Below are 25,725 nucleotides of genomic sequence, written 5' to 3' on the forward strand. Positions count from 1 at the left end.
CCCTTCCGGCTCGACCAACGACGTCGTCCTTCGTGCTCAGGAGCCCACATGGTCATCAACATCGGTCGCACCTCGTTGCCTATGGCACAACACGTCAAAGGCAAGCGCAGTGCCGTCACCTGCCACCTCAAGTGCGGGAACGCCTGCGCCCAGGGCGTGTGCAACGAATCCTCCAACGGCTACTTCCGCGACATCGTGGACGCCCAGCTCTCGCGGCGTGCGCTGCTGGGCTTCGGGGCCGTTGGCGCTGCGGCCATCGTCCTCGCCCCGTCTCTCTCCGGCGGACAGGCCGCCGCGGCGGCGACCGGCGTGCCGATGGCGCCCGTCGGCGGCACCGGCGCCTTCGGCTTCACCCCCATCGACCCGGTCGCCCACACCGTCGACACGTTCGCGGTCCCGGACGGCTTCGACTGGACGCCGATCATCCGCTGGGGCGACCCGCTCTTCGCCGACAGCCCCGCCTTCGACCCCGCCAATCAGACGCCGGAGGCCCAGGCCCGCCAGTTCGGCTACAACGTCGACTACACCGACGTCATCCGCACCTCGCCGACGACGGCCATCCTCTTCGTCAACCACGAGTACACGAACGAGGGGATCATGTTCCCGGCGGCTCAGCTCGCGAGCGAGACCGAGCGGGTGCGCCGTGTCGGGCTCAAGGCGCACGGGCTGAGCGTCGTCGAGCTGAGCAGGTCGAACGAGACCGCGCCGTGGACACCGATCGTCGGCGCACCCCTCAACCGCCGGTACCTGGACGACACCCCCTACTCCTTCACGGGTCCGGCGGCAGGAGGCGCGCTCCTGCGCACCGCGGCCGACCCCGCGGGGACGACTCCGCTCGGCACCTTCGGGAACTGCTCGGGCGGGACGACCCCATGGGGCACGATCCTCAGCGGCGAGGAGAACTTCAACGGGTACTTCCGCTCCGGCGGGATCTCGGCGAGCGATCGCCGCTACGGTCTGCAGGACAAGGCGACCGCCCGCGGGTGGGAGGAGCTCGACCCGCGCTTCGACGCGCGCACCCCGGGGAACGAGAACGAGGTCAACCGTTTCGGCTGGATCGTCGAGATCGATCCGACCGACCCGACGTCGACGCCCCGCAAGCACACGTCGCTCGGGCGCCTCAAGCACGAGGGGGCGAACGTCATCGTGGCGGCGAACGGCAAGGTCGTCGCGTACACCGGTGACGACGAGCGCTTCGACTACCTCTACAAGTTCGTCTCCCGGGACGCCTACGTCGACGGCGACCGCCGCCACAACATGACCCTGCTCGAGAACGGCGACCTCTATGTCGCACGCTTCTCCGGGGACTCGCCGGCCTCCGAGATCGACGGCTCGGGAGCGGTCCCGACCGACGGCGGCTTCGGCGGCACGGGCGAATGGCTCCCGCTGGTCGTGAACGGCGCCTCGGCGATCGAGGGCATGTCGGTCGAAGAGGTGCTGGTGTACACGCGGCTCGCCGCCGACCGCGCCGGCGCGACCAAGATGGACCGGCCCGAGGACGTCCAGCCGCACCCCACGACGGGGCGTGTCTACGTCGCGTGCACGAACAACTCCAATCGCGGTGTGGGGGACAACGCGGCACCGGACGAGACCAACCCCCGCACGAAGAACCGGGACGGCCACATCGTCGAGATCACCGAGGACGACGGCGACCAGACCGCCACGACCTTCACCTGGACGCTGCTCCTCGTCGCCGGCGACCCGGCGCAGAACCCGACGGCCTACTTCTCCGGCTTCCCCGTCGATCAGGTCTCGCCCATCTCCTGCCCCGACAACCTCGCGTTCGACTCGGCCGGAGCGCTGTGGATCTCGACCGACGGGGCACCCAGCACCATCGGCTACAACGACGGGCTGTTCCGTGTGACGCTGGACGGCACCGACCGCGGGAAGGTCGAGCAGTTCCTCTCGGTCCCGCGGGAGGCGGAGACCTGCGGACCGGTGATCCACGACGACGAGTGGCATGTCTTCGTGGCGGTCCAGCATCCGGGTGAGGACGGGTCCTTCGAGGCTCCCACCTCGCAGTTCCCCGACGCCATGCGTCCGGCTCCGCTCGCGGGCCTGGGCGGCGGCACCACGTCGATCCCCCGCCCCACCGTGGTGCAGGTGATGCCCACCGTCGTCGTGACGCCGACGCCTACCCCGACTCCCAGTCCGACTGCGACGCCCGGTCCGACGAGCACGCCGACGCCGACCCCCTCCCCGTCCGCGACTTCGACGCCCACGCCGGGCGGCACCCCCGCCCCCACCCCCTCGCCGATCTCGCCCTCCGGGCCGCTGGCGACGACCGGTGGCGGCGGCGATGTCGGGGGCCTCCTCGCCGGAGCCGGCGCCCTCGCCGTCGCCGGTCTCGCGCTGCTGGCACGCCGGAAGCGGGAGAACGGCCGCCAGTCCCCGGAGGAGCCGGCCGCCGAGGCCTGATCCCCGGGGGGCCTTTCGGGGCGCTTCCGGCGCCTCCGGATCTTCAAGGCCGCTCGGGTCGTCACGGCTGCACGATCAGATCACGGATGCACGACCAAGTCCCCCACTCGGTCGTGCATCCGTGATCGAGTCGTGCAGGTGTACGCCTCTCGGGGCACGGACGAACGTCCTCCACAAGCCGCGTCCGCGCCGAGGCTCTCCACCGGTTCCGCAGCGCGCGCCTCACCGCATCCGATCGGGCGACATCCTGGTCGGATGCTCCACCCCACAACGCTTCTGGACGGTCTCGGCGGGATCGCCCGCGGCTCCGCGCTGCAACGGCTCGGCACCTCGCGTCGAGCACTCGCGCGAGCCGTGGACGCCGGGGAGATCCTCCGAGTCCGACCGGGCGTCTTCGCTGTCCCATCCGCTGATCCGAACGCGATGACGGCTGCGGCGCACGGCGGCGCGCTGACCTGCGGCACGGCTCTCCGCGCGCACGGGATCTGGGTTCTCGACGATGGCCCGCTCCATGTCTGGCTCGGCCGGAACGGCCGGGTCCATCCGCATGAGCGATGCCGATGCATCGGCCACTTCTTCCACGGACCGACCCGCTTCGGTGTCGTCGCCATCGAGATCGCCCTCGTCCACCTCCTCGAATGCGCCGGCGACGAGGCCTTCTTCGCCGCTTACGAATCCGCGTGGCGTCAATCTCGGCTCTCTTCCACGGCGCGGGCGAGGATCCGCCGGGCACTGCCGGCGAGCGCACGCTGGCTCGTCGATCTCGCCAGACCGGACGCCGACAGCGGCATCGAGTCCCTGCTCCGGCTACGGCTGCATCTCCTCGGCATCCGCGTCCGCTGTCAGGTCCTGATCGATGGCGTCGGACGCGTCGACTTCTTGATCGAGGACCGTCTCATCCTCGAAGCGGATGGACGGGAGAACCACGATGGCGACTCCCACCGCCACAAGGACCTCGTCCGCGACGCAGCGTCATCCCGTCTCGGCTACGAGACGCTCCGCTTCGACTACGCCCAGATCGTCCACGACTGGCCGTCGGTGCGCTCCGCCGTCCTCGCCGCCCTCGGCCGCGCCCAGGACCGGGTCTGATGTCCGAGCCGATCCCGATCGCGACCATGGCTGCCGGCGTTCCCGTCACTCCGCGGGCGCACAACTCAATGCACACGGACAGGTGCACGACCTCGTCACGGGTGCACAACCATCTACGCGATCCGGTCGTGCACCCGTGACAGTGTCGTGCAGGTGCACCGCGGAAGAACCGAGAAGGACGGACCGGATCGAGACGGCCCGGACCGGCCCGGAAGGAACGGACCGGCCGTGGCCATCCCGTCCGGATCAGCTGAGCTCGCCGCCCTCCAGGAGCTCCGTGACGAGGGCGGCGATCGCGGAACGCTCCGAACGCTGCAGGGTCACGTGGCCGAAGAGCTCATGCCCCTTGAGGGTCTCGATCACGCTGGCGATGCCGTCGTGACGTCCGACGCGGAGATTGTCGCGCTGGCCGACGTCGTGCGTCAGCACGACCCGGGAGTTCTGCCCCATGCGGCTGAGGACCGTCAGCAGGACGTTCCTCTCCAGCGACTGCGCCTCGTCCACGATCACGAAGGCGTCGTGCAGGGACCGCCCGCGGATGTGGGTGAGCGGGAGGACCTCGAGCATCCCGCGCTCCAGGACCTCGTCGATCACGTTGCCGGAGACCACCGAGCCGAGGGTGTCGTAGACCGCCTGCCCCCAGGGGTTCATCTTCTCGCCCTGGTCGCCGGGAAGGTAGCCGAGCTCCTGGCCGCCCACCGCGAACAGCGGGCGGAACACGATGATCTTCTTCTGTTGCTGCCGCTCCAGCACCGCCTCCAGACCCGCGCAGAGGGCGAGGGCGGACTTGCCCGTCCCCGCGCGTCCGCCGAGGGACACGATTCCGACCTCGGGATCGAGCAGGAGGTCGATCGCGATCCGCTGCTCCGCCGATCGCCCGTGCAGCCCGAAGACCTCCCTGTCTCCGCGGACCAGCGCGAACTCGCCGTCCCCGGTCACCCGGCCGAGCGCCGCCCCGCGCTCGGAGCGGATGATGAGGCCGGCGTTCACGGGAAGGCCGATGGCGTCCAGGCTCGTGCCGACCTCGCTCTCGTACAGATCGCTGATCTCATCGCCGGACAGATCGAGGGTGGTGATGCCGGTCCACCCCGAGTCCACAGCCTGCTCCGCGAGGTACTCCTCCGCGTTGAGACCGAGAGATGCGGCCTTGACCCGCATCGGGAGGTCCTTCGAGACGATCGTGACGTCCTGGCCGTCCTGCGCGAGGTGCATCGCGACGGCGAGGATGCGACTGTCGTTGTCGTTCAGACGGATCCCGCTCGGGAGCACCGACTGGTCGGTGTTGTTGAGCTCGACCCGCAACGTCCCGCCCTCGCCGATCGGCACCGGGAAGTCGAGGCGCCCGTGCTCGATGCGCAGCTCGTCGAGGTGACGGAGCGCTTGACGGGCGAAGTACCCGATCTCGGGATCGTGGCGCTTGCCCTCCAGCTCCCCGATCACCACGACGGGCAGGACGATCGAGTGCTCGGCGAACCGGAAGAACGCCTGGGGGTCCGACAGGAGCACGGACGTGTCCAGCACGTACGTCCGAAGGTCCTGATCAGGTGTCCCTCCGGTGCTGGTGCGGGTGCTGCTCCGGTGTGCTGCCTGCTTGGTGAACTGTGCGGCCACGACCCTCTCCCGACCCGGGTTCTTCCCGGTGATAGGCGAATCGGCCAGGGCCACGAGTCGCGATCCAGAAGGCCGACCCGACCGGGCACCGTGCCCGATGCCCCGAAGGTACGTCCGCGAGGCGTCGGCCGCACGCTCCGACACGCGACGAGTCGGTTACCGGCGGGTGAACTTTGCCGCCGCGGCCACCGCATCGTCGAACATCGCGAGCGTCTCGGCGCCCGTGCCCGCGTGCGGGGCGACGCGTACCGATCCAGTCCGCACGGTCACCGTGACGCCGGCATCGGCGAGGACGGCGCCGAAGCCGGCAGGATCCTCGGGCTCGAGCACCACGATCCCGGCGCGCCGCTCCTGCTCGCGCGGCGAGACGACCGGCACGCCATGCCGGTCGGCGATCTCGATCACGGCATCCACGTTCGCGGCGAGGCGGTCGGCGACGGACCGGACGCCCACCGCGCGGATCTCGGCCAGCCCTGCCGAGAGGCGCCCCGCTGCGAGATGGTCGGGAGAACTGGTCGCATACGCCTGCCCGCTCGCGGCGGCGTCCGGGATCTCATCGACGAAGAACCCCGGCGCGGTCGTCGCTGTGAAACCGCTCAGCACCGGGACGATCCGCTCGCGCGCGACAGCGGTGAAGCGTGCGAAGCCGGTGCCGCGGCCGGCGCGCAGCCACTTGTACCCGTGCCCGACGACGACGTCGGCGACGGCGTAGTCCTCCTCCACGACCCCGAACGACTGCACCGCATCGACGATGAGGAGACGATCCGGGCCCAGCACCTCTCGGAGTCCCGCGAGATCGGCGCGGTATCCACTGCGGAAGTCCACATGGCTCACCACGAGCGCGGTGACATCCGCATCGAGCGCCTCGGCCACCGCCTCCGGGGTGACATGCGTGCGGGGCGGGGAGAACCAGCGTGCCGTCAGCGTCCCGCGCGAGGCCGCCGCGGCGCGATCGATCGTGACCGTGACGCTCGGGAACTCCGCGGTCGATGCCATGACCTTCCCGCTCAGCCCGGTGAGAGCGTGCTGAAGTCCGGGCGAGGACGCCACCTGCAGCGTCACGTCGTCCGCCTGCGCGCCGAGGAGCGCGGCAAGGCCCGCCCTGGCCTCGTCCACCCGCGCCCACACGGCGGCGAGCGCGGCGGGTCGGCCGGTGGACAGCAGGGCACTGTCGGCGACCGTCGCCGCACGGGCGGCGGTCGAGAGCGGCCCGAAAGCCGCCCAGTTCAGGTATCCGGGCGTCTCAGTGAAGGTCTCGGCGTAGTCCTGGATCGCGGTCACCGCGTCATTGTGACATGCGACCGCCGATCCGGTCCGCTCACTTGCCGAATCGGCGATCCCGATCGGCGAAGTCGCGGATCGCCCGGAGGAAGTCCACCTCGCGGAGATCCGGGCCGAGCGCCTCGACGAAGTAGAACTCGCTGTGCGCGCTCTGCCAGAGCAGGAAGTCGCTCAGCCGCTGCTCACCGCTGGTCCGGATCACCAGGTCGGGGTCGGGCTGGCCTCCGGTGTACAGGTGCTCGCCGATCATCTCAGGCGTCAGGTGCGCGGCCAGATCCTCCAGCGTCCCGCCCGATGCATCGTGGTCGGCGATGATGCTGCGCACGGCGTCGACGATCTCGTTGCGCCCCCCGTAGCCGACCGCGAGGTTGACGTGCAGGCCGGTGTGCTCCCGCGTCCGGGCCTCGGCGTCCTCCAGCACCCGGGCGAGGGGCTGCGGAAGGACCTCCGAGCGGCCCACGTGCTTGACCCGCCAGTTGCCCTCGTGCGAGAGGGCGTCGGCTAGCTCCCCGATGATCTCGATCAGATCCGAGAGCTCCGCCTGATCGCGCTTGAGGATGTTGTCCGCGGAGAGGAGGTAGAGCGAGACCACCCGGATCCCCAGATCGTCGCACCAGCCCAGGAACTCGTGCATCTTGGCGGCGCCCGCGCGATGCCCGTGCGCGGCGGACGCATAGCCGAGCTGCCGCGCCCAGCGCCGGTTGCCGTCGATCATCATCGCGACATGGTGGGGCATGGTCGCGGGGTCCATCCGGCGCCGCAGCCGGCGGATGTAGAGCCGGTAGAGCGGACCGCTCCCCTGGTCTGACCGTGCACTCACTCCCCTACGCTATCGCGCATGGCCTCGAACCCGCCGGATGCCTTGAAACAGGACTTCTCACGAGGCGGCGTATGTGCCTCCCGCGGCATGCCGGACGGCTTAGAGTGTGCGCATGAGCAGAGCCACCCGATCCCCCGGTCCTGACGTGCCTCAGCTCCCTCTGCTGGACGCCGCCGTGCAGGATGCGCAGGTCGAGATCAAGCCCACGTGGCGCGGCTGGATCCACGCCGGGACCTTCCCCGTTGCGATTGCGGCGGGGGTGATCCTCATCGTCCTCGCCAACGGAACCCCGGCGAAGTGGGCCGCGGCGGTGTTCATGGCCACGTCCCTCCTGCTGTTCGGCAACTCGGCCGTCTATCACCGCTTCAACTGGGGCCCGCGCGTCAAGAGCATCCTCAAGCGCATCGACCACGCCAACATCCTGCTGCTCATCGCGGGGACCTACACGCCGATCGCAACGCTCGCCCTCCCGCCGGAGAAGGGAGCGCTGCTGCTGGTGCTGGTCTGGAGCGGTGCGATCCTGGGCATCCTGTTCCGCGTCCTCTGGATCAACGCGCCGCGCTGGCTCTACGTCGCCCTCTACATCCTGCTCGGCTGGGCCGCGGTGATGTACATCGTCGATCTGGTGAACGCGAACGTCGCGATGATGGTCCTGGTCATCGTCGGCGGCCTGCTGTACACCGGCGGGGCCATCGTATACGCGCTGAAGCGGCCGAACCCCTGGCCCGGTCACTTCGGATTCCACGAGATCTTCCACGTCTGCACGGTCCTGGCGTTCCTGTGCCACTGGGCCGCATGCCTGCTGATCGCGATCTCCCCCGCCGTGCCGTCGCTCGGCAGCGCCGGCTGACCCCGGTCGCTCGTCGCCCCTTCGTCGCCACGCCGGTCGCCCTGGCGCCGTCACCCGGCGTTCCCGTCGCAAAAGCGGCCGCCTCAGCGGTCCGCTCGCGGCCGATTTCGCGACGGGAGCCGGATGGACTAGGCCGGACGAGGGCGACCCTGGTCAGCGACGCGGAGGGTTCGGGGCTACTCCGCCAGGAGCGCCCGGGGTCTCGTCCGGGTCCGGTGCGGGGCGAGCAGGAGAGCCGGGGTCGCCGGGAGCGGCGGCACGGCCGGCCAGTTCCTCGGCGTCGAGCTCCGCACGCACCTCCTCGCGGTAGCGCACCCGGCGGATGCGGCGCTGCATGTCCCAGATCAGCAGCACCACGCCCACGACCAGCACGGCCATGATCCCGAAGCCGATCGGGCCGGGGGTGACCAGCTCCGGGTCCACGGTCGGGGTCGGTGACGGGGAGACCGCCGCCCGAAGGAGCGCATCGATCATGTGTCCGCCTTCCCGGAATCACGCGTTAGCCTGGAACCACCAGCCTAACGATCGGATGACCCCCGCCGTGACGACGCCCGCCCAGCTCGACGAGCGCTATGGCCGCACCCCTCGTGGGCGCCTCCCGTGGATCGTCGTCGGGATCGTCGCGGCCGTCGTCATCGGCATCGCCGGCTGGCTCACCGTCCGCTCCTCCTCCGACTCCGTCGACATCACCGGCACCGGCTACGAGGTCGTCGACGAGCACACGGTGACCGTGTCGTTCCAGATCACGGCACCGCGCGATCGCACGGTCCACTGCATCGTCGAGGCACAGGACGAGGAGTTCGGGATCGTCGGCTGGCGGGTCGTCGAGTACCCCGCCTCGGCCGATCATTCGCGGGCGTTCGTGGAGACCGTTCCCACGCTCGGCCTTGCGACGACGGGTTTGGTGAACGCCTGCTGGGTCGCATAGGCTCGATGTGATCGACGACGCCCCGGCACGGTGCCGGGGCGTTTTGCCATACCCCCGCGGCTCCCGCCGCGGGGGTTCGACCAAAGGAGTGTCGCCGTGTCGAACGACGCACAGGTCCCCTTCCTCACGCAGGAGGCGTACGACCGTCTCGTCACCGAGCTCGAGCACCTGTCCACCGTCGGCCGCGATGAGATCGCCAAGCGCATCGAAGCGGCCCGCGAAGAGGGCGACCTGAAGGAGAACGGCGGCTACCACGCCGCGAAGGACGAGCAGGGCAAGCAGGAGGCGCGCATCCGCACCCTCCAGGGGCTCCTGAAGACGGCGAAGGTCGGCGAGGCTCCGGCCAGCCGCGGTGTCGTCGAGCCCGGCACGGTCGTCACGGCGCTCGTCGCCGGCGGCGAGGAGGTCTTCCTCCTCGGCAGCCGCGAGATCGCCGGGGGGACGGACCTCGACGTGTACAGCGAGGCGAGCCCGCTGGGGACGGCCATCCAGGGCCTCAAGGTGGGAGAGAAGACCTCCTACGAGGCCCCCAACGGGCGATCGATCGCGGTGGAGATCGTCAAGGTCGAGACCTTCGCCGGCTGACCCGGCCGCGCGCGCCTCGACGTCGCGCTCAGCATTCGCCCGGCCGCGACTTTGCCCCGCCGTGGCAGTTCTGGTGGGTTGACAGGCACGTCAACCCACAGAAACTGCCACGGCGGGGCAAAAAAGTAGCCACGGCGGGGCGAACCCAGTGCCCGGACGAACCGCCGGACTCCGAGCCGGACCCGGAGGGGGAACGAGAATCAGTCCGGGACGACGATCGGGTCGAAGCCCGCGGCGCGGAGGGTGTCCAGCGTCAGCTCGGAGTGCTCGGGGCCGCGCGTCTCGACGCTCAGCTCCAGCACCACCTCGCTGATCTGCAGACCGTGCCCGTGCCGGGTGTGCATGGCCTCGATGACGTTCGCCCCGGCCTTGGCGATGAGCTCGGACACGCGCGCGAGCTGACCCGGACGATCCGGCAGGGGGATCCGGAGCGTGAGGTAGCGTCCGGAGGCGGCGAGCCCGTGCGCCACGACCCGCTGCAGCAGCAGAGGATCGATGTTCCCGCCCGAGAGCACCGCCACGGTCGTCCCCGTGCCGGTGACCTTCCCGGCCAGGAGCGCGGCCACGCCGACGGCGCCGGCGGGCTCGACCACGACCTTCGCCTGCTCCAGCAGCACGAGCAGCGCCCGCGCAATGTCGTCATCGGTCACCGTGACGACCTCGTCGACGAGCTCGCGGACGATCCCGAAGGGAATGTCACCGGGCTTGGCCACGAGGATCCCATCCGCGATGGTGGGAGAGGTCTGGATCTCCACCGGCTCGCCGGCATCCAGCGACGGCCGCATCGCCGCGGCGTTCACCGCCTGCACGCCGATGACGCGGACCGTCCGGCCCTGGGCCGCGGCGACGGCCTTGACCGCCGCAGACACCCCGGCGATGAGCCCGCCGCCGCCGATCCCCATGATCACGGTGTCGACGTCGGGGACGTCCTCGATGATCTCCAGCCCGAGGGTCCCCTGCCCCACCACGACGTCCCGGTGATCGAAGGGATGGATGAGCACGGCGCCGGTCCGCTCGGCGTACTCGGCCGCGAGCCGCAGGGACGTCGCGACCGTCTCGCCCTCCAGCACCACCTCGGCGCCGTAGCCGCGTGTGGCGAGCAGTTTCGGAACCGGGACCCCGATCGGCATGAAGATGGTCGCCGAGATCCCGAGCGCCTGCGCCGCCAGCGCGACACCCTGGGCGTGGTTGCCGGCGGACGCGGCCACCACTCCCCGTGCCCGCTCCTCCGCGGTCAGCCGGGAGAGGCGGTGCACGGCGCCTCGGATCTTGAACGAGCCGGTGCGCTGCAGGTTCTCCATCTTCAGCAGCACCGGCGAGCCGATCGCATCCGCCAACGCCCGCGAGGGCAGGGCAGGGGTGTGCGTGACCACGCCCTCGAGACCGCGCGCGGCGGCCTCGATCTCGGCAAGGCTCGGCATCGGATCGGCTGTCGTCATCGTCTCGCTCCTCTCCGTGCCCGCGGCACGGTGCTCCAGATGTAGTCCCCGTTCGGGTCGGCGCCGGTGCGCCATGCGCCGCTGCTGATGGTGACCGCCGCGACATTGATGAACGCCGCCAGCGGCACCGCGAACAGCGCACCGGGGATGCCGGCGATCATCGCGCCGCCCGCGACGACGAGGACGACGGCGAGGGGGTGGACCTTCACGGCCGAGCCCATGAGGATCGGCTGCAGCACGTGCCCCTCCAGCTGCTGGACGGCCAGCACGACCAGCAGCATCCAGAGCGCGATCCACGGACCGTTGTAGACCAGCGCGAGGAAGACCGCGAGCGCCCCGGTGACGACCGCTCCGACGATCGGGACGAACGAGCCGAGGAACACGAGCACCGCGACGGGGATCGCGAGCGGCACACCGAGGAGGAAGGCGCCGAGGCCGATGCCGATCGCGTCGATGGTGGCGACGAGCAGCTGCGTCCGTGCATAGTTCACGACGGTTGCCCAACCGTTGCGTGCGGCGGCGTCGACGGCGGGGCGCGCCTTGCGCGGGAAGAGGCGGGAGGTCCATCGCCAGATGCCGGCACCGTCGGCGAGGAGGCAGAGCAGGATGAACAGCGCGAGCACCGCCCCGGTCAGGACGTGGCCGAACGTGGTCCCGATCGCCATCGCCCCGGACCAGAGCGCCTGCGCCTGCTCCTGGAGCTGAGCCAGCCCCAGGGAGACGTACTCCTCGATCTGCCCGGCCGAGAGATGGAACGGCCCGTCGATGAGGAAGACGCGCAGGTCCTCGATCGACTGCCCGGTCCTGGCCTGCACCTCCCCCCATTGCTGCGTGATCTGCCAGACGGCGAGCCAGAGCAGACCGACCACGATCGCAAGGGTTCCGACCAGGGAGATCACGATGGCGAGCCAGCGCGGCACGCGGTGACGCAGCATCGCCTCGAACGCGGGCCACAGCAGTGCGGAGACGAGGATCGCCACGAGGAGCGGGATGACCAGGAGCTTCAGCTGCATCACCAGCCAGATGAAGACGCCCACCGCGGCGGCGATCACGAGGAAGCGCCAGGCGTAGGCCGTGGCGATCCGCAGGCCGGAGGGCAGCTTCTGCTCGAGGTCGCCCGAGACGGTCCGATTCTGCAGGAGGTCGCGGAGACGGGGACGGCTCTCGTCGCTCATCAGCCAAGTGTACGGCGCGGGCGAGGCGGCCGATGTCCGAGGCCGCTTGTACGCTGGCGTCCGTGACCGACACTCTCAGCGCCGCCGAGGCACGCCGCGTCGCGCTCGGCGCGCAGGGATTCTCCCGGCGACGACCGGAGCGACCGCAGACCCGGCATGTCCACACGGCGATGGCGCGCATGGGCGTGCTGCAGATCGACTCGGTGAACGTGTTCGCCCGCTCGCACTACATGCCGCTCTTCTCACGCCTCGGCGCCTACGATCCGGCGATCCTGGACCGCGCTTTCCTCGACCGCTCCTCCCGCTACGTCGAATACCTGGCCCACGAGGCCACGTTCGTCCCGGTGGAGGACTGGACGCTCTGGCAGTTCCGGATGGACGCGTTCCGCGCCCGCCACGGCGGTGTCTGGCAGGGCGGGCCGCCGGAGACGCTGGAATGGGTCCGGGACGAGCTGCGCTCCCGCGGCCCGTCCCGTCCTGCGGAGATCCGCGGCGACGCCCCCCGCAACCGCGGGCAGTGGTGGGACTGGGACGAGGTCAAGCACGCGCTGGAGCACCTCTGGCGGGTGGGCGACGTCGCGATCGCCGGCCGCTCGGGCTTCGAACGCCGGTACGCCCTCGCCGAGCACGTCATCCCCGATGCGGTCCGTGAGCGGGACGTGCCGCAGGCGGACGCCGTCCGCGAGCTCGTCCGCCGCGCCGCCCGTTCGCACGGCGTGGCGACGGCTGCCGATCTCGCCGACTACTACCGGATCAAGGACCGCAGGGCCGTGCTGGACGCCCTCCAGGACCTCGAGGACTCCGGTGAAGTGCGCCCGGTCGCCGTCCGTGGCTGGGAGCGCGCGGGGCGCCCGATCCCGGCCTGGATGCATGTCGACGCCGCCCTCCCCCGCCGCATCGACGCCGCCGCGCTCCTCACCCCGTTCGACCCCGTCGTCTGGTTCCGCGATCGGGCGCTGCGCGCCTTCGAGCTGGACTACCGCATCGAGATCTACACGCCGGCGGCCAAACGCCGCTACGGCTACTACTCGCTCCCCGTCCTCGTCGGCGACCGGATCGCCGCCCGGGTCGATCTGAAGGCGGATCGCGCCGCGTCCACGCTGCGCGTGCAGTCGGCGTGGTGGGAGCCGCAGGCCCGGCCCGCGCAGGACGCGGAGCGGATCGCCGGCGAGATCCTGCTCGCCGCCCGCTGGCAGGGTCTGGAGCGGGTCTCCGTCTCGCGGTGGGGCGATGCGTCCGACGAGCTCGCCGGAGTGCTCCGGGCGCTTCTCCCCGGCGTCCTCCGCCACGACCACGACCGCACGACGGAGGAGCCCGCGGAGGCGCTCGGATGAGAGCCCGTCGCCGCGTCCTCCTCCTGGTGGGCGCCGTCACTGCCGCCGCGATCGTCACGGCAGGCGTCTGGTGGTGGCTCGCACGCCCGGCCCCCGGCCCCGAGGAGACGGCGCTCGGCTATTTCCATGCACTGGCGACCGGCGACCCCGCCGCCGTCCGCGCCAGCGGGCTGGAGGTCGACGAGGCAGCGGCGACCGCCTACGCCTCGGCGTTCGGCACGGTGAGCGATCCCACGGTGACCGACGTCGACCCGCACGCGGACACGGCCCGAGTGACGGTCTCGTTCCGGCTCGACGGCGCCGAGCACCGCACCATCGTGGCGATGATCGAACGGGACGGTCGCTGGCACGCCTCATCGCCGATCACGGGCACGCTCACCGTGGCCCGCCCATGGGGTGAGGCGGCCGTCGGCGGCACGCCGATCGGAGCCGGGCCCCTCCCGCTCCTCCCCGCGGTCTACGAGGTCCGTGCAGCGCCCATGGAGCTGGTCACCGGGTCGGCGGAGGCCGTTGTCCTGCCGGGCGAGGAAGCCGACGCCGCCCTCGCCCCCGCGCTCACGGAAAGAGCCGCCGCCGAGGCTCAGGCCCGGCTGGAAGACCGCCTCCGGCAGTGCGCGGAGCCCGCCTCCGCCGTCCCGGAGCACTGCGGCATGCGCGTGCCGTGGGCCGCGGACCTGGCGACGATCGACCGCGTGCTCTTTCGGATCGAGAAGATGCCGACGGTCGCGCTCGACCCGCCGTCCTTCGCCGCGACGGGCGGAGCGCTGGTCGCCACGGTCACCGGCGCCGACCACGCGGGCGCGCCTGCGGCCGCCACCTACCGCACGGATTCCTGGGGTGTACGCGGGGATCTCCGGTTCGACGACGACCGTCTGCTTCTCGCGGTGCGCTGAGCGTTCTCGCAGTCCGCTGAGCGTGGACCGCAGAGGCCCCGCTGCCCGACGGAGAGCAAGAACGCGAACGGCCAGATCGGGCAAAAGCCGATCCGGCCGTTCGCGGGGCCGCGTCCGGATCGGACGCGGTGACGTCAGAACTGGACGCGGGGAGGCTCGGCGATCGCCGCACCGTCGATGACCTCGAAGAACTCCCGCTCGGCGAAGCCGAGGTTCCGTGCGAAGAGGTTGTTGGGGAAGACCTTGATCTTCGTGTTCAGCTCACGGACGCCGCCGTTGTAGAACCGGCGCGATGCCTGGATCTTGTCCTCCGTGTCGACCAGCGCGTGCTGGATCTGGAGGAAGTTCTGGCTCGCCTGAAGCTGCGGATACGCCTCTGCGACGGCGAACAGGCTCTTCAGCGCCTGCTGGAGATGTCCTTCGGCCACACCCGCATCGGCCGGCCCCTGCGCGGCGAGCGTCTCGGCGCGGGCCCGGGTGACGTTCTCGAACACGGCCTTCTCATGCGCGGCATAGCCCTTCACCGTCTCGATGAGATTCGGGACCAGGTCGGCACGGCGTTTGAGCTGAACGGTGATGTCGCTCCACGCCTCGTCGACACGGACGTTGAGTTGCACCAGCGAGTTGTACGTCGCCCAGAGATAGATGCCGGCGATCACCACCAGCAGCACGATCACTCCGACGATGATCAGAACCGGAACGAGCCCTTCCATGGAAGGCGGCCCCCCTTCAGCACGTTTTTCCCATCCTAGACCCCGACCCCGTACGTCCCCTGAGTCCGCCGGGCCCGCTCGGTGTTCGCCGTGCGTTCAGTCGCCGAGGACCCGGGAGAGGTAGCGGTTGTCGAATCGGCGCTCGGGGTCGAGTTGGTCGCGCAGGGCGACGAAATCGTCGAAGCGCGGATACCGGAGCGCCAGCTGCTCCCGGTCAAGGCTGTGCAGCTTGCCCCAGTGGGGTCGCCCGTCGTGCTCGATCATGATCCGCTCCACCGCGTCGAAGTACTCGCGAGGATCCTGTCGCCAGTACCGATGCACGGCGATGTAGGCGGTGTCCCGGCCGTGCGCCGTGGAGAGCCAGCGGTCATCGGCCGCGGCGAAGCGGACCTCGACGGGGAACTCGATGCGCCAGCGGCGCCGGGCGATGAGCTCCTGCACGGCTCGGAACGCCGGCACGGCGGCCTCGGCCGGGAGCGCATACTCCATCTCGCGGAATCGCACCGTGCGGCGCTGGGTGAGCACCCGGTGCGAGAGGTCCGTGTACTCGCGATCGCCGGTGAGGCGCACCGCGAGGCGGCTGAACGGCGGGATGATCGCCGGCACCGCCGTGCCGGCCGCGCAGACCGCGCGATACACGCCGTTGGAGAGGAGCGTCTCGTCCACCCACTTCCCCACCGCGGGCAGCGGATGCCGAACCGCGGACTCGGGCAGACGCTCCGAGCTCTTCGTAAGCGCGACGTCGGTGTGCGGAAACCAGTAGAACTCGAAGTGGTCAACGGCGGCGGCCCGCTCGTGCAGATCCCCCAGCAGCTCCTCCAACGGAACAGGCTGATCCACCTCGTGCAGGACGAAGGCAGGAACGCACTGCAGCGTCACCTCCACGATGACGCCGAGCGCTCCGAGCCCCAGCGCCACGGCGGGGAGCAGCTCGGGCTGGTTCTCCTCGTCGATCCGCAGGAACTCCCCCGTCGCGGTGATCAGGGTGACGCCGGCGACCTGGGTCGCGATCCCGCCGAACCGGGCGCCGGTGCCGTGGGTCCCCGTGGAGATCGCCCCGGAGATCGACTGCCGGTCGATGTCGCCCAGGTTCTCCATCGCCAGGCCGTGACGCGCGAGCAGAGCGGGGATCCGATGCAGGCGCGTGCCCGCGAGAAGGGTCGCGCGGCGCCGCTCCTCGTCGACCCGGACGAGTCCCTGAAGATCGTCGAGCTCGAGGAGCACGTCGGGCGCCACCGCGATGCCGGTGAAACTGTGGCCCGCACCGATCGCCTTGACCCGCAGTCCCTGCTTGGCCGCCGCGATCACCGCGCGCTGCACGCCCTCCGGACTGCGCGGACGCTCCACGCGCAACGGACGCACGGACGCCGACCGTCCCCAGTTCTGCCAGGTTCCGCCAGGTCGAGTCACAGGAACGTCTTCCCTTCGCCACGATAGGTGGGGAGCTCATCGATCACCCGATCGCCCTCCACGAGGTGATATCGATCGATCCGCTCCGCGGGCTCCCCGCTCTTGGCATGACGGAACCACACCCGATCCCCCACCCGCAGCCGGGAGGCGGCCGGGCCACGCAACGGGGTCTGGACCTCCCCCGCCGCCTCCCGCGGCATCGTGCGCAGCCCCTGCGGCCAGACGACCAACGGCTGACGCGAGGCGAGGGCGGGCCCGGAGGCGATCCACCCGCCGCCCAGGACCGTGGCGATGTCGGACGCCGGACGCCGGACGACATCGAAGGCGATCGCGGCGGCCGGAGCCGGGGAGAACGAGCGGTAACCGTCGAAGAGATGACCGGCGAGCAGCCCGCTCCCCGCCGTGATCTCGGTCAGAGCCGCATCGGATCCGGAGAACTCGAGGGAGCCCGTGCCGCCGCCGGTAACGAACTCCAGCGGCACGAGGGACTCGATCGCCGCGGCGATCCCCGCCCTGCGTGCCCGCAGCTCCTCCTTGGAGCGCGCCTGCACGGCGCGGATCAGCGCATCGCCGCTGCCCGTCGCGTCGCCCTGCCCCGCGATCTGCGCCTCATACATCTGTAGTCCCACGAGCCGGAAGCCCTCGCGCTCGGTGATGGTCCGCGCGAACCGTGCCGCATCCTCCGGTGTGAACAGCGATGAACGCCGCACGCCGATGTGCCCGAGGGCCGCGGAGCGGAGCGAGGCGTCCGCATCGATCGCGACGCGGATCGTCGGCCTCCGCGACGGCGGCGTGACGGCATCGATGAGATCGAGCTGGGAGACGTCGTCGATCATGAGCGTGATGCGCGAGGCCGACTGCTCGTCGGCGAGCAGTCGGGCAAGCCCCACGCGGTCGGCGGTCGGATAGGCCAGCACGATGTCGTCGTGGTCCTCGGCGAGCCACAGCGCCTCGGCGAGGGTGAAGGCGAGGAGACCGCGATAGCCGGGAAGCCGCAGCGCGGCGTCGATCACCGCACGGACCCGCACCGACTTCGTCGCGATCCGGATCGGAAGGCCGCCTGACCGCACCGCCATGTCCATCGCGTTGTACCGGAGGGCGTCCAGGTCGATCACCCCGACGGGGGCGGCGCGGTCGGCGACCGCGTCCGTCAGACGCGGCCACCATCTCGCCGGATCCTCCCAGGGGCGGCGCGAGGGCGGACCGGTGCGCACGTCGGCGCGTCGGTCTCCGGGGGTGAGGCTCTGTTCGGCGATGAGGTCGAGCACTCCCCCACCCTACGACCTCCCGGCCCGGGCGCCGCTAGGCTCGTAGACACGCCGTCCATGTCTGCGACAACGCGACGCCCCCGTAGCCCAACGGCAGAGGCAGGCGACTTAAACTCGCTTCAGTGTCGGTTCGAATCCGACCGGGGGTACCAGAAAAACCAGTTCCGATCTGGTATTTAACTCACCGATACAGCGATCGTGAATCGTATCTCCTCCCGAAATTCATCGTTTACTCACCGTTTTCACCCCAGGACGACAGCGCCGAAGTCGCATCCGGCCCCATGTGTAGAGGCTGGATGTCGTGCTTCCTCGTGACCGCGTCCGTAGCGTCTTCGCGGATCCTCGGCCGTTCTCTTGGCGATGACCACCGGCATCCTCGCCCCAGACCTCTGCCGCGTCCGAAGTCGGGGGCGATCATCTGGTACGAGCGGCCGGCGCGTGCTGTCAGTCACACTTCTCCTTCAGCCCCCCAGGTTCTGGAGAGCGTAGTCTGCTTCCTCCGGAGTGAATTGCTCGCCATATTCGCTGGTGAGCTGGTCCCAGATCGCATCGGGTGACATCGCCATCATGTCCTAACAGGACTGCCGCCGTCCATCAGATCGAGGCTCGGTTTTAACCCGTCGACAAAGCCCGTGAGTTCTTCGAGCGCCGCGTCGAAGACAGCGTCATGCCACATTGGCAGCCAACAGTGCTTCCAAACCAACTCGTGAACCATGACGTCCGGGCACAGCATGAGCGCCGCAACGCGCAACTTCAACAGGATGATCCTGAGGTTCGCTTCAAACGCCGCATTGGCACCGTCCAATGCGATCTTCACGACACCACGTACGCAACCTTTGAGGATCGTCGATTCGATCGACAACCCCGCGTCGACATCAAGCTCCGCTCTCGTCTTGGACTTCCCGTTCTTCAGTTTGGTTGCAGGCTTGCCTTCTTCCGCCACACGAGCCTCTGCCAGGAGCTTGACTGCAGTGTCAGCCACAACGTCCGCAAGCTTGTCCTTGGTAATGGACTCCAACTTCCCGACCACCTCGACAGCACACACGACGCTGGCAACGAGGTCGCACCACAGATGATCGAGAATCCGCATACGAAGTGCCGCACGCTTGCGTCTTGGAGCGGGCTTCAGCAGGTCCTCCGACGCTGTAACTAGTTGCTCGACGATGCTCGACAATTGATCGCGCTCCGTCGGGTGCGTCACGAGCCACTCAACAAGGTCCACAGTCCTTGCGTACTCAAGGGCCGCATTCGTGTTCACCCTGGAGAGACCGCGCGACGCCTTTGACTTCTTTGCCTGCGCGGTGCGCGCCGCCAAGAGATCTGTGGCTCTCGCCTGCCTCCGGACCACTTCGCTTAGTTCACGCGACGGCCCGGGCGCCGACCTGCCCTCCGTACTCAGCACCGACGCCCACTGAAGGCGTCCCGCAAGCCCATGGCGGGCATGCGTGCACGGGCAGACACACCCCGGGCTCATGGACGTGGCACAACTGCCAGTGTGTTGCGACATGTGACTCCCTCGCCATTGAGCGGTTGTCCGTGGACTCCGTTGACGGGTGCCATCAGGAGATTGACTACTGACGGGCGGCCCTTCGATCTACCGTTAGTCTGTCAGCCACATCCGACATTCGCCCGGATTTCTCAGGAGTGCGGGTCATACTGAGCGCATGACCGACCAGAACCGACCTGCGCCCATCGTCATAGAGCTCAACGTCGAAGAAGTTATTGATGGCGCTTGGAGTGGTGACCACTCGTTGCTGCCTGCACTGTCAAGCAAAGGTGAGAGTCCGCTCCCTGAGCATGGCGGGTACCTTGAGGCGTACACGCGAGTCTACGAGGGCTACGTCCGCCGATTTAGGGAGACCGCCATGCGTATCGCGAAGCTCAGAACACCCCCCCCAGGAGGTTCACGTCGAAGCTGGTGACCTGCTTCGACCGTGGCATAAAGGTCCGTCCAGCTCATTCGGTGATCCTCTATTCGATGAGGCTCTCAAGCAGACTCCACTGCCCACTCGAGACGAGATAGAGAGCTTCTGATGTCAGCGGTCCGAGATCGTCACTTGCTTGTGCGACTGCTGGCCGATGAAGCGGCCGGTGACGGATGTGTGGCAATCCTTGAGCGTTCTCGACAGGCTGGGTCGCTTGGTAATGGCGCATCGCTCGTTTGGGGGGCAACTCCTTGAACTAGGCGGAAACGTCTACGCAGCGCGGCGAAGACCGCACTGATCGCTGACCCTCCAAGGAACGCGCGAAACTAGCGCTCAATCTACATGGCGACCTGGTCGATACCTCTCAGCCAGTCGCTGGCGAACCTCAAGCAGGGAGACCGATTCGACGACCGCGGGGACGGATCGTCGCGCCCGCAGTCGACGACTGCCCGACGGATAGCACCCTGACTGACTCCGAAGTGCAGCCCGACTTCCATCCGCGTCATCCCACTCGCGTAGAGGACCACGGCCTCGGACACGCGCTCATCTGCGAGCCTTCTTGTCCGCATCGGCACAGACCGGCGTACGAGATGCGCGGCGGCGGTTCGGTGGACGCTGAACCTCTCACCGGGCTCCGGCAGGTCAGACCTTACCCGTACAGCGCCACGAGTTCATCGATGATCGACTGCTCCGACAGCCTCCGACTACTCTGGTAGAAGCCCCGATACAGGCGGGAGACTACGGTTTTCAAGGCCGGGCCGGGGCTCTTGAGCTGTCTACGAAGGGGCACTCCTCCTGCACGACCGGCCGAATCGGCAGCTCATCCACGCCTTTCGGCGGAGGTGACTGGCCGATGGTCTCGTTGTCATAGATTCTCCTCATCAGCCCGACGTCGTCGGGGCAGAATAGGAGGCGTGTACGTGTCACCGGAGATGATCGCGATCGTGCTCAGCGCGGTGGGTCTCGTCGCGGCCACGGTCGCGTCCATGTTCTCCGGACTCACCTGGGTCGTACGCCGGATCGATGCGCTGGACACGAAGCTCACTGATCGGATCGACGCCGTTGACGCAAAACTCACCGAACGAATCGACACCGTCGACGCAAAACTCACCGAACGAATCGACACCGTCGAGACAAAACTCACGGCTCGGCTCGACACCGTCGAGACCAGACTCACGGATCGAGTCGACGCGGTCGGGAATGGGCTCTCCGAGGTGAAGGTCTCCATCGCCCGACTCGAAGGGCCACGTCCGCGTCTCATCGTCGGGCGTTGATCTCCCGTCCGCGGCGGAGGCCGTGCTACCCGAGACGCTCAGTCAGGTGGATCGTGACGGTGTCGCCCGTGCCCTTGCCGATGGCACGCCGAAGTGGAGCGGCGATCGGGAGCTTGTGCGTCCCGTCGCCGAGCGCCATGAAGGAGCTGCGGAACGGGACGCCGTCCACGGTTCCGCTCACCTTCACCAGGCCCCTCGTGCCGAAGAACTCTGCCGAGCCCTCCATCTTCACGAAGGTCCATCCGCCCTCGGCGGCGCTGGTGACGAGCACGGCCGTGAAGGTCCGATCCAGCGGGCCTTCGCTTCTGCCCTCATCCATATCCACTCCGTCCTCTTGTCCTTGCTCTCGCCATTGCCCTTGCCCATGCATCTCCACGCCGCCGATCGAATCGTCCTCAGTGACGGAAGCCGCCGTGCCCTTCGCCGCGCGGCAACGGTGCCGGCAGCGAGTCCAGGTACGCGACCTCCTCGCGGACGGTCCTCAGCAGCGCCTCGGCGAGATCCTGGGTCAGGCCGTTGCGGACCACGATCCGCTGGACCACCATCTCCTGCAGATCGGCGGGAAGCGGATAGGCGGGGACCAGCCACCCCCTCATCCGCAGCCGGTCCGAGAGGTCGTACAGGGTCCAGTTCTCGGTGTGCCCGTCGACGAGCCGCCAGGCGAACACCGGGATCGTCGATCCATCGCTGATCAGCTCGAACGCCGGCAGCGCCCCGATCCCGTCCGACAGATAGGTCGCGACCGCGCGAGACGTTCCCTGCACCTCGGCGTACCCCTCCCGGCCCAACCGCAGGAACAGATAGAACTGCAGCAGCACCTGAGCGCCGGGGCGCGAGAAGTTGAGCGCCAGGGTCGGCATGTCCCCGCCGAGATAGTCCACGCGGAAGACCATCGACTCCGGCAGGGCGTGCTCGTCCCGCCACACGATCCAGCCGAGTCCCGGATAGACCAGCCCGTACTTGTGGCCGGAGGTGTTGATCGACGCGACACGGGAAACACGGAAGTCCCACCGGAGGTCGGGGTCCAGGAACGGCGCGACCATGCCACCCGATGCCGCATCGACGTGGACGGGGACGTCGAATCCCCTGGCCCGCTCGATCGCGTCGAGTGCGGCGGCGATCTCCTCGACCGGCTCGTAGGCGCCCGTGTAGGTCACCCCGAGGATGGCGACCACGCCGATCGTGTTCTCGTCGACGAACGGGTCCAGCAGCGTGCCGTCGAGCGCCGGATGCTCCGCGCTGACCGGGACATACCGCGGCTCGACGTCGAAGTAGTTGCAGAACTTCTCCCAGCACACCTGAACGGCGCTGGACATCACGAGGTTCGGCCGGGAAGCGTCCTTCCCCTCGTCCCGCCTGCGGTGCTGCCAGCGCCGTTTCAGGGCGAGGCCGGCGAGCATGCACGCCTCCGAGGAGCCCACGGTCGACGTCGCCGGGGCGGTGTCCGGGTCCGGGGCGTGCCACAGGTCCGCGATCATCCGTTGGCAGTAGGTCTCGATCGCCGCGGTCTGCGGATACTCGTCCTTGTCGATCATGTTCTTGTCGAACGCGTCGGAGTACAGCTTCTGCGCCTCCTCGTCCATCCACGTGGTCACGAACGTGGCGAGGTTCAGGCGCGCGTTGCCGTCGAGCATGGTCTCGTCGTGAACCACGTGATAGGCGCTGAGCGGATCCATGCTGTGCGTCGGGATCCGGTACTTGTCGACGAACGGGGCATCGCCCGATCGACGGTGCAGGGGGTTGACGTGGATGCGATCCGCGGGCATCTCTCCTCCGTCCGGGCGCCGTGGGAACGACGTCACGATCGAGAACACGCCCCTGGAAGAGGTGCGTGGGCGCCACCATAGCACCGAGGTCCTGGAGCGCCCCGCGAACGCCGAACGCCCCGATCCATGCGGATGCGGGGCGTTCGGATATGGCCTGCTACTTGGCCGCGGCGGTTGCTGCCTTCTTGGCGGGTGCCTTCTCGTCCGACTTCGCGTCGGCCGGCTTCTCGGCGGGTGCCGCCGGTGCCGCAGCGGGGACGGCCTCGGCTGCGGGGCGGGGCCGGGCGGCGAACTCCTCGAAGACGTAGCGCGGATCCTGCACGGTCTCGAGGTTCACCATGTCGCGGCCGAGCCACAGGTTGTGCCACCAGCCCCACAGCACGCGCCACTTGCGCTCCCACGACGGCATGGCGAGGCCGTGGTAACCGCGGTGCGCGACCCAGGCGACGAAGCCCTTGAGCGCGAGGTTGCCCGACTGGAAGACGCCGTTGTAGAGCCCGAGGCCTGCGACGGCACCGAGGTTCTTATGGAAGTACTGCTTGGGGTCATCGCCGCGGAGGACCGCGACGAGGTTCTTCGCGAGCAGCTTGGCCTGACGGACCGCGTGCTGGGCGTTCGGCACGCAGTACCCGCCCACGCCGCCGCCCGTGAGGTCGGGCACGGCCGAGACGTCGCCGGCCGCCCACGCGCCCTCGACGAACTCCTCCTCGGTGCCCACGCGAAGGTCGGCGCGGGTGCGGATACGGCCGCGCTCCTCGATCGGGAGGTCCCCGCCGCGGACGACGGTCGGGTTCGCCATGACTCCGGCGGCCCAGACGATCACGTTCGTCGGGATGACCTCGCCCGTGGAGAGCTCGACGTTGCCGTCGATGGCACCGGTGACCTGCGTGTCGAGGTGGACGTTCGCCCCGCGCTTGGCGAGGTCCTTGAGCACCCACTCGCTGGTCTTCAGCGACACCTCGGGCATGATGCGCCCCATGGCCTCGATGAGGTGGAAGTGGGTGTCCTCGAAGGAGATCTGCGGGTACTTCGCGACGAGCGACGAGGACAGCGACCGGAGCTCGGCGAAGACCTCGATGCCCGCGAACCCGCCGCCGACCACGACGACCGTGAGCAGACGATCGCGGTCAGGGCCTGCGGGAAGGGAGGACGCCCTGTCGAAGTTGGAGATCACGCGGTCGCGGATCGCCACGGCCTCCTCGATCGTCTTCAGGCCGATCGCGTTGTCGGCGATGCCAGGGATCGGGAAGGTGCGGGACACGGCGCCGGCGGTGACCACGATCTGGTCGTAGGCGAACTCGTACGACTCGCCCGACGGGGGCGTGATCGTGGCGACCTTGTTCGCGTGGTCGATCCCGGTGACCTTCGCCGTGACGACGTTGGTGCGCTTCAGGTGACGGCGGTGGGAGACGACGGAGTGACGCGCCTCGATGGACCCGGCCGCGACCTCCGGCAGGAACGGCTGGTAGGTCATGTACGGGAGCGGGTCGACCATCGTCACCTCGGCCTCGCCCTTGCGGAGGTGCTTCTCCAGCTTCCACGCCGTGTAGAAGCCTGCGTAGCCTCCGCCGACAATCAGGATCTTGGGCACAGAAGGATTCTTCGCCACAGGGGGACTGCTCCTCGTCGTCAGGGTCTTGGCGTGCGTCGGGCGCGCGCCGATCGGATGCGCCGGGCAGCAGCGGTGACGCCAAGCCCAATCAGAATACCAGGGACCGTGACCACGATGAGCGGCAGGGTACCGTACAGCAATGTGCCCGCGCTGGGGATGAGCGGCGACCCCGGCTTCGAGGGCTCATCGGCCGCCGCCAGCGGCGGGATTGCCACGGGGGTCGAGGTCTGCTGAGGGGCCGGGCTCTGCGCCGCGCGGCGGTACAGGTGGATCCACTCCGAGAGGTCCCCCATCGGGTTCGCGGAGACCTCGTCGACCGGTGCGTTGACGGCCGCGGCGGCGTCCACCAGCCCGAAGCCGTAGAGCGGATCCGGCGATCCCGTGGCCATCGCCGCCGGCCGCGCCGTCCGGATGATGCGGTTGATCACGTTGGCGGCGTCCAGGTCGGGGTGCGCCGCGCGAACCAGGGCCGCGATCCCCGCGACGATCGGGGCGGCGCCGCTCGTGCCGTTCCATCGGATGACCTGACCGTCGGCCGCGACGCCCAGAAGGCCTTCGCTCGGTGCGGATACGCCGATCGTGATCCCCTGCGTGGACGCGGCGCGGCTGGCGATGCCGTGCTGGTCGACGCCTCCGACCGTGAGCACGCCGGGGATCGTCGCGGGAGCCCCGACCGAGGTCGTCCCGCTGCCGCGGTTCCCCGCGGCGACCACGACCACGACGTCGTGCTCGAACGCGTAGAGGAAGGCGTCGTCCCAGCTCCGGTCCCAGTCCAGGGTGTTGGTCGTGAAGGAGAGGTTGATCACCTTGGCGCCATGGTCGACGGCCCACACCATGGCGTCGGCGACCTGCTTGGCGAACGGGACCGGCGCGGAGGCGCCGAATCCCACGGAGAGGGAGAGGAGGTCCGCCTCGGGCGCGACGCCGATCATGCCCGTGCCGTCGGCGTTCGGGCGCCCCGCGACGAGCGAGGCCACCAGCGAGCCGTGATCGCTGTCGATCGGCCCCACCGGCGTGCGCCCGTCCGGCGAGCCGAGCTGCGACACGTCCGTGCCGTCCGTGACCGCGGCGTCGAAGGCCGCCCCCTTCGCGATGCCGGTATCGATCACGGCGACCTTGACTCCGGCGCCGCGGGTGACGGCCCACGCGTCCCGGACATGCGCGCCGTCGAGCCAGTACTCCGCCAACTGCACCGGATCGGGCGTCGGGGTGGGCGTGGGAGTGGGCGTCGGGGTCGCGGCGATCAGCATCGCCGATGCCGCCACGACGATCGCCGCCGCGGTCGCCCGGACGAGCGATCGCGGCGTGCGCAGGCGGCTTCCCGCGGTCATGGC

Annotated in this window: 24 protein-coding genes and 1 tRNA gene; 10 read left to right on the plus strand and 15 right to left on the minus strand. The window is 69.4% G+C overall.

Annotation, left to right across the window (positions count from 1 at the left end):
* Window positions 1-48 precede the first annotated feature (48 nt).
* Together J2Y69_RS00950 and J2Y69_RS00955 are read left to right on the plus strand one after the other, a co-directional pair.
* On the plus strand, window positions 49-2,418 hold the full coding sequence (locus tag J2Y69_RS00950) for a PhoX family protein (protein ID WP_310016606.1): 2,370 nt from the start codon (window positions 49-51) through the stop codon (window positions 2,416-2,418).
* Window positions 2,419-2,673: 255 nt separating this feature from the next.
* On the plus strand, window positions 2,674-3,507 hold the full coding sequence (locus J2Y69_RS00955; protein ID WP_310016607.1) for a DUF559 domain-containing protein: 834 nt from the start codon (window positions 2,674-2,676) through the stop codon (window positions 3,505-3,507).
* A 246-nt stretch (window positions 3,508-3,753) separates the two neighbouring features.
* Here the strand turns inward: J2Y69_RS00955 and J2Y69_RS00960 are convergent, their stop codons facing one another.
* From J2Y69_RS00960 to J2Y69_RS00970, 3 genes are all read right to left on the minus strand, one after another.
* Entirely contained in the window at window positions 3,754-5,028 is a 1,275-nt protein-coding gene (locus J2Y69_RS00960; protein WP_310017011.1) for a PhoH family protein, read from the minus strand.
* Between the two features lie 246 nt (window positions 5,029-5,274).
* Window positions 5,275-6,399 carry an aminotransferase class V-fold PLP-dependent enzyme gene (locus tag J2Y69_RS00965; RefSeq protein ID WP_310016608.1) on the minus strand — a complete coding sequence of 375 codons (1,125 nt, stop codon included), beginning with the start codon at window positions 6,397-6,399 and terminating at the stop codon, window positions 5,275-5,277.
* Window positions 6,400-6,436: 37 nt separating this feature from the next.
* Window positions 6,437-7,219 carry an isoprenyl transferase gene (locus tag J2Y69_RS00970; RefSeq protein ID WP_310016609.1) on the minus strand — a complete coding sequence of 261 codons (783 nt, stop codon included), beginning with the start codon at window positions 7,217-7,219 and terminating at the stop codon, window positions 6,437-6,439.
* A 112-nt stretch (window positions 7,220-7,331) separates the two neighbouring features.
* On the opposite strand from J2Y69_RS00970, the gene trhA reads away from it, so the two are divergent.
* Window positions 7,332-8,069, plus strand: a complete 738-nt coding sequence (trhA, locus tag J2Y69_RS00975; RefSeq protein ID WP_310016611.1) for a PAQR family membrane homeostasis protein TrhA — start codon at window positions 7,332-7,334, stop codon at window positions 8,067-8,069.
* A 153-nt stretch (window positions 8,070-8,222) separates the two neighbouring features.
* Here the strand turns inward: trhA and J2Y69_RS00980 are convergent, their stop codons facing one another.
* The gene (locus tag J2Y69_RS00980; protein ID WP_310016612.1) at window positions 8,223-8,543 is read right to left on the minus strand and encodes a hypothetical protein; all 321 of its coding nucleotides are present in this window, start codon (window positions 8,541-8,543) and stop codon (window positions 8,223-8,225) included.
* Window positions 8,544-8,598: 55 nt separating this feature from the next.
* Between J2Y69_RS00980 and J2Y69_RS00985 the strand changes: the two genes are divergently transcribed.
* Window positions 8,599-8,997, plus strand: coding sequence for a DUF4307 domain-containing protein (locus tag J2Y69_RS00985; protein ID WP_310016615.1), 399 nt, complete (start codon window positions 8,599-8,601; stop codon window positions 8,995-8,997).
* A 96-nt stretch (window positions 8,998-9,093) separates the two neighbouring features.
* Window positions 9,094-9,582: a transcription elongation factor GreA gene (greA, locus tag J2Y69_RS00990; protein ID WP_310016617.1), complete on the plus strand. Its 489-nt coding sequence runs from the start codon at window positions 9,094-9,096 to the stop codon at window positions 9,580-9,582.
* A gap of 200 nt (window positions 9,583-9,782) precedes the next feature.
* On the opposite strand, the gene ilvA is transcribed toward greA, so the two are convergent.
* Window positions 9,783-11,021, minus strand: coding sequence for a threonine ammonia-lyase (gene ilvA, locus J2Y69_RS00995; protein ID WP_310016619.1), 1,239 nt, complete (start codon window positions 11,019-11,021; stop codon window positions 9,783-9,785).
* Window positions 11,018-12,196, minus strand: coding sequence for an AI-2E family transporter (locus tag J2Y69_RS01000; protein ID WP_310016621.1), 1,179 nt, complete (start codon window positions 12,194-12,196; stop codon window positions 11,018-11,020). Before J2Y69_RS01000 ends, ilvA begins: the two co-directional genes overlap by 4 nt.
* Before the next feature lie 62 nt (window positions 12,197-12,258).
* Here J2Y69_RS01000 and J2Y69_RS01005 point away from each other — a divergent pair, with 62 nt between their 5' ends.
* Together J2Y69_RS01005 and J2Y69_RS01010 are read left to right on the plus strand one after the other, a co-directional pair.
* Complete coding sequence (locus J2Y69_RS01005) at window positions 12,259-13,530, plus strand: winged helix-turn-helix domain-containing protein (protein ID WP_310016623.1); 1,272 nt, start codon at window positions 12,259-12,261, stop codon at window positions 13,528-13,530.
* Complete coding sequence (locus J2Y69_RS01010) at window positions 13,527-14,423, plus strand: nuclear transport factor 2 family protein (RefSeq protein WP_310016626.1); 897 nt, start codon at window positions 13,527-13,529, stop codon at window positions 14,421-14,423. Before J2Y69_RS01005 ends, J2Y69_RS01010 begins: the two co-directional genes overlap by 4 nt.
* Window positions 14,424-14,557: 134 nt before the next feature.
* On the opposite strand, the gene J2Y69_RS01015 is transcribed toward J2Y69_RS01010, so the two are convergent.
* From J2Y69_RS01015 to J2Y69_RS01025, 3 genes are all read right to left on the minus strand, one after another.
* Window positions 14,558-15,136, minus strand: coding sequence for a LemA family protein (locus J2Y69_RS01015; protein ID WP_310016628.1), 579 nt, complete (start codon window positions 15,134-15,136; stop codon window positions 14,558-14,560).
* Window positions 15,137-15,232: 96 nt separating this feature from the next.
* Window positions 15,233-16,546 (minus strand): D-arabinono-1,4-lactone oxidase, encoded by a 1,314-nt coding sequence (locus J2Y69_RS01020; RefSeq protein ID WP_310016630.1) that lies wholly within the window; start codon window positions 16,544-16,546, stop codon window positions 15,233-15,235.
* Window positions 16,543-17,814 carry an alanine racemase gene (locus tag J2Y69_RS01025; protein WP_396653011.1) on the minus strand — a complete coding sequence of 424 codons (1,272 nt, stop codon included), beginning with the start codon at window positions 17,812-17,814 and terminating at the stop codon, window positions 16,543-16,545. Before J2Y69_RS01025 ends, J2Y69_RS01020 begins: the two co-directional genes overlap by 4 nt.
* Before the next feature lie 76 nt (window positions 17,815-17,890).
* Here J2Y69_RS01025 and J2Y69_RS01030 point away from each other — a divergent pair.
* Window positions 17,891-17,966 (plus strand) — tRNA-Leu (locus J2Y69_RS01030).
* Window positions 17,967-18,275: 309 nt separating this feature from the next.
* On the opposite strand, the gene J2Y69_RS01035 is transcribed toward J2Y69_RS01030, so the two are convergent.
* Together J2Y69_RS01035 and J2Y69_RS01040 are read right to left on the minus strand one after the other, a co-directional pair.
* Complete coding sequence (locus J2Y69_RS01035; RefSeq protein ID WP_310016632.1) at window positions 18,276-18,383, minus strand: Ltp family lipoprotein; 108 nt, start codon at window positions 18,381-18,383, stop codon at window positions 18,276-18,278.
* Window positions 18,380-19,036: a hypothetical protein gene (locus J2Y69_RS01040; RefSeq protein ID WP_310016634.1), complete on the minus strand. Its 657-nt coding sequence runs from the start codon at window positions 19,034-19,036 to the stop codon at window positions 18,380-18,382. The genes J2Y69_RS01035 and J2Y69_RS01040 overlap by 4 nt, the downstream gene beginning before the upstream one ends.
* 442 nt (window positions 19,037-19,478) lie before the next feature.
* Between J2Y69_RS01040 and J2Y69_RS01045 the strand changes: the two genes are divergently transcribed.
* Together J2Y69_RS01045 and J2Y69_RS01050 are read left to right on the plus strand one after the other, a co-directional pair.
* Window positions 19,479-19,736, plus strand: coding sequence for a hypothetical protein (locus tag J2Y69_RS01045; protein ID WP_310016636.1), 258 nt, complete (start codon window positions 19,479-19,481; stop codon window positions 19,734-19,736).
* 923 nt (window positions 19,737-20,659) lie between these two features.
* On the plus strand, window positions 20,660-21,013 hold the full coding sequence (locus tag J2Y69_RS01050) for a hypothetical protein (protein ID WP_310016638.1): 354 nt from the start codon (window positions 20,660-20,662) through the stop codon (window positions 21,011-21,013).
* Between the two features lie 25 nt (window positions 21,014-21,038).
* Here J2Y69_RS01050 and J2Y69_RS01055 read toward each other — a convergent pair whose 3' ends face one another.
* From J2Y69_RS01055 to J2Y69_RS01070, 4 genes are all read right to left on the minus strand, one after another.
* Entirely contained in the window at window positions 21,039-21,332 is a 294-nt protein-coding gene (locus J2Y69_RS01055) for a DUF1905 domain-containing protein (protein WP_310016639.1), read from the minus strand.
* Window positions 21,333-21,408: 76 nt separating this feature from the next.
* Entirely contained in the window at window positions 21,409-22,779 is a 1,371-nt protein-coding gene (locus J2Y69_RS01060; protein ID WP_310016641.1) for a glutamate decarboxylase, read from the minus strand.
* 157 nt (window positions 22,780-22,936) lie between these two features.
* Window positions 22,937-24,370 carry an NAD(P)/FAD-dependent oxidoreductase gene (locus tag J2Y69_RS01065; protein ID WP_310016643.1) on the minus strand — a complete coding sequence of 478 codons (1,434 nt, stop codon included), beginning with the start codon at window positions 24,368-24,370 and terminating at the stop codon, window positions 22,937-22,939.
* A gap of 38 nt (window positions 24,371-24,408) precedes the next feature.
* Window positions 24,409-25,722, minus strand: coding sequence for a S8 family serine peptidase (locus tag J2Y69_RS01070; protein WP_310016645.1), 1,314 nt, complete (start codon window positions 25,720-25,722; stop codon window positions 24,409-24,411).
* Between the last annotated feature and the right edge of the window lie 3 nt (window positions 25,723-25,725).

Source organism: Microbacterium resistens, from assembly GCF_031456305.1.
Taxonomy (GTDB): domain Bacteria; phylum Actinomycetota; class Actinomycetes; order Actinomycetales; family Microbacteriaceae; genus Microbacterium; species Microbacterium resistens_A.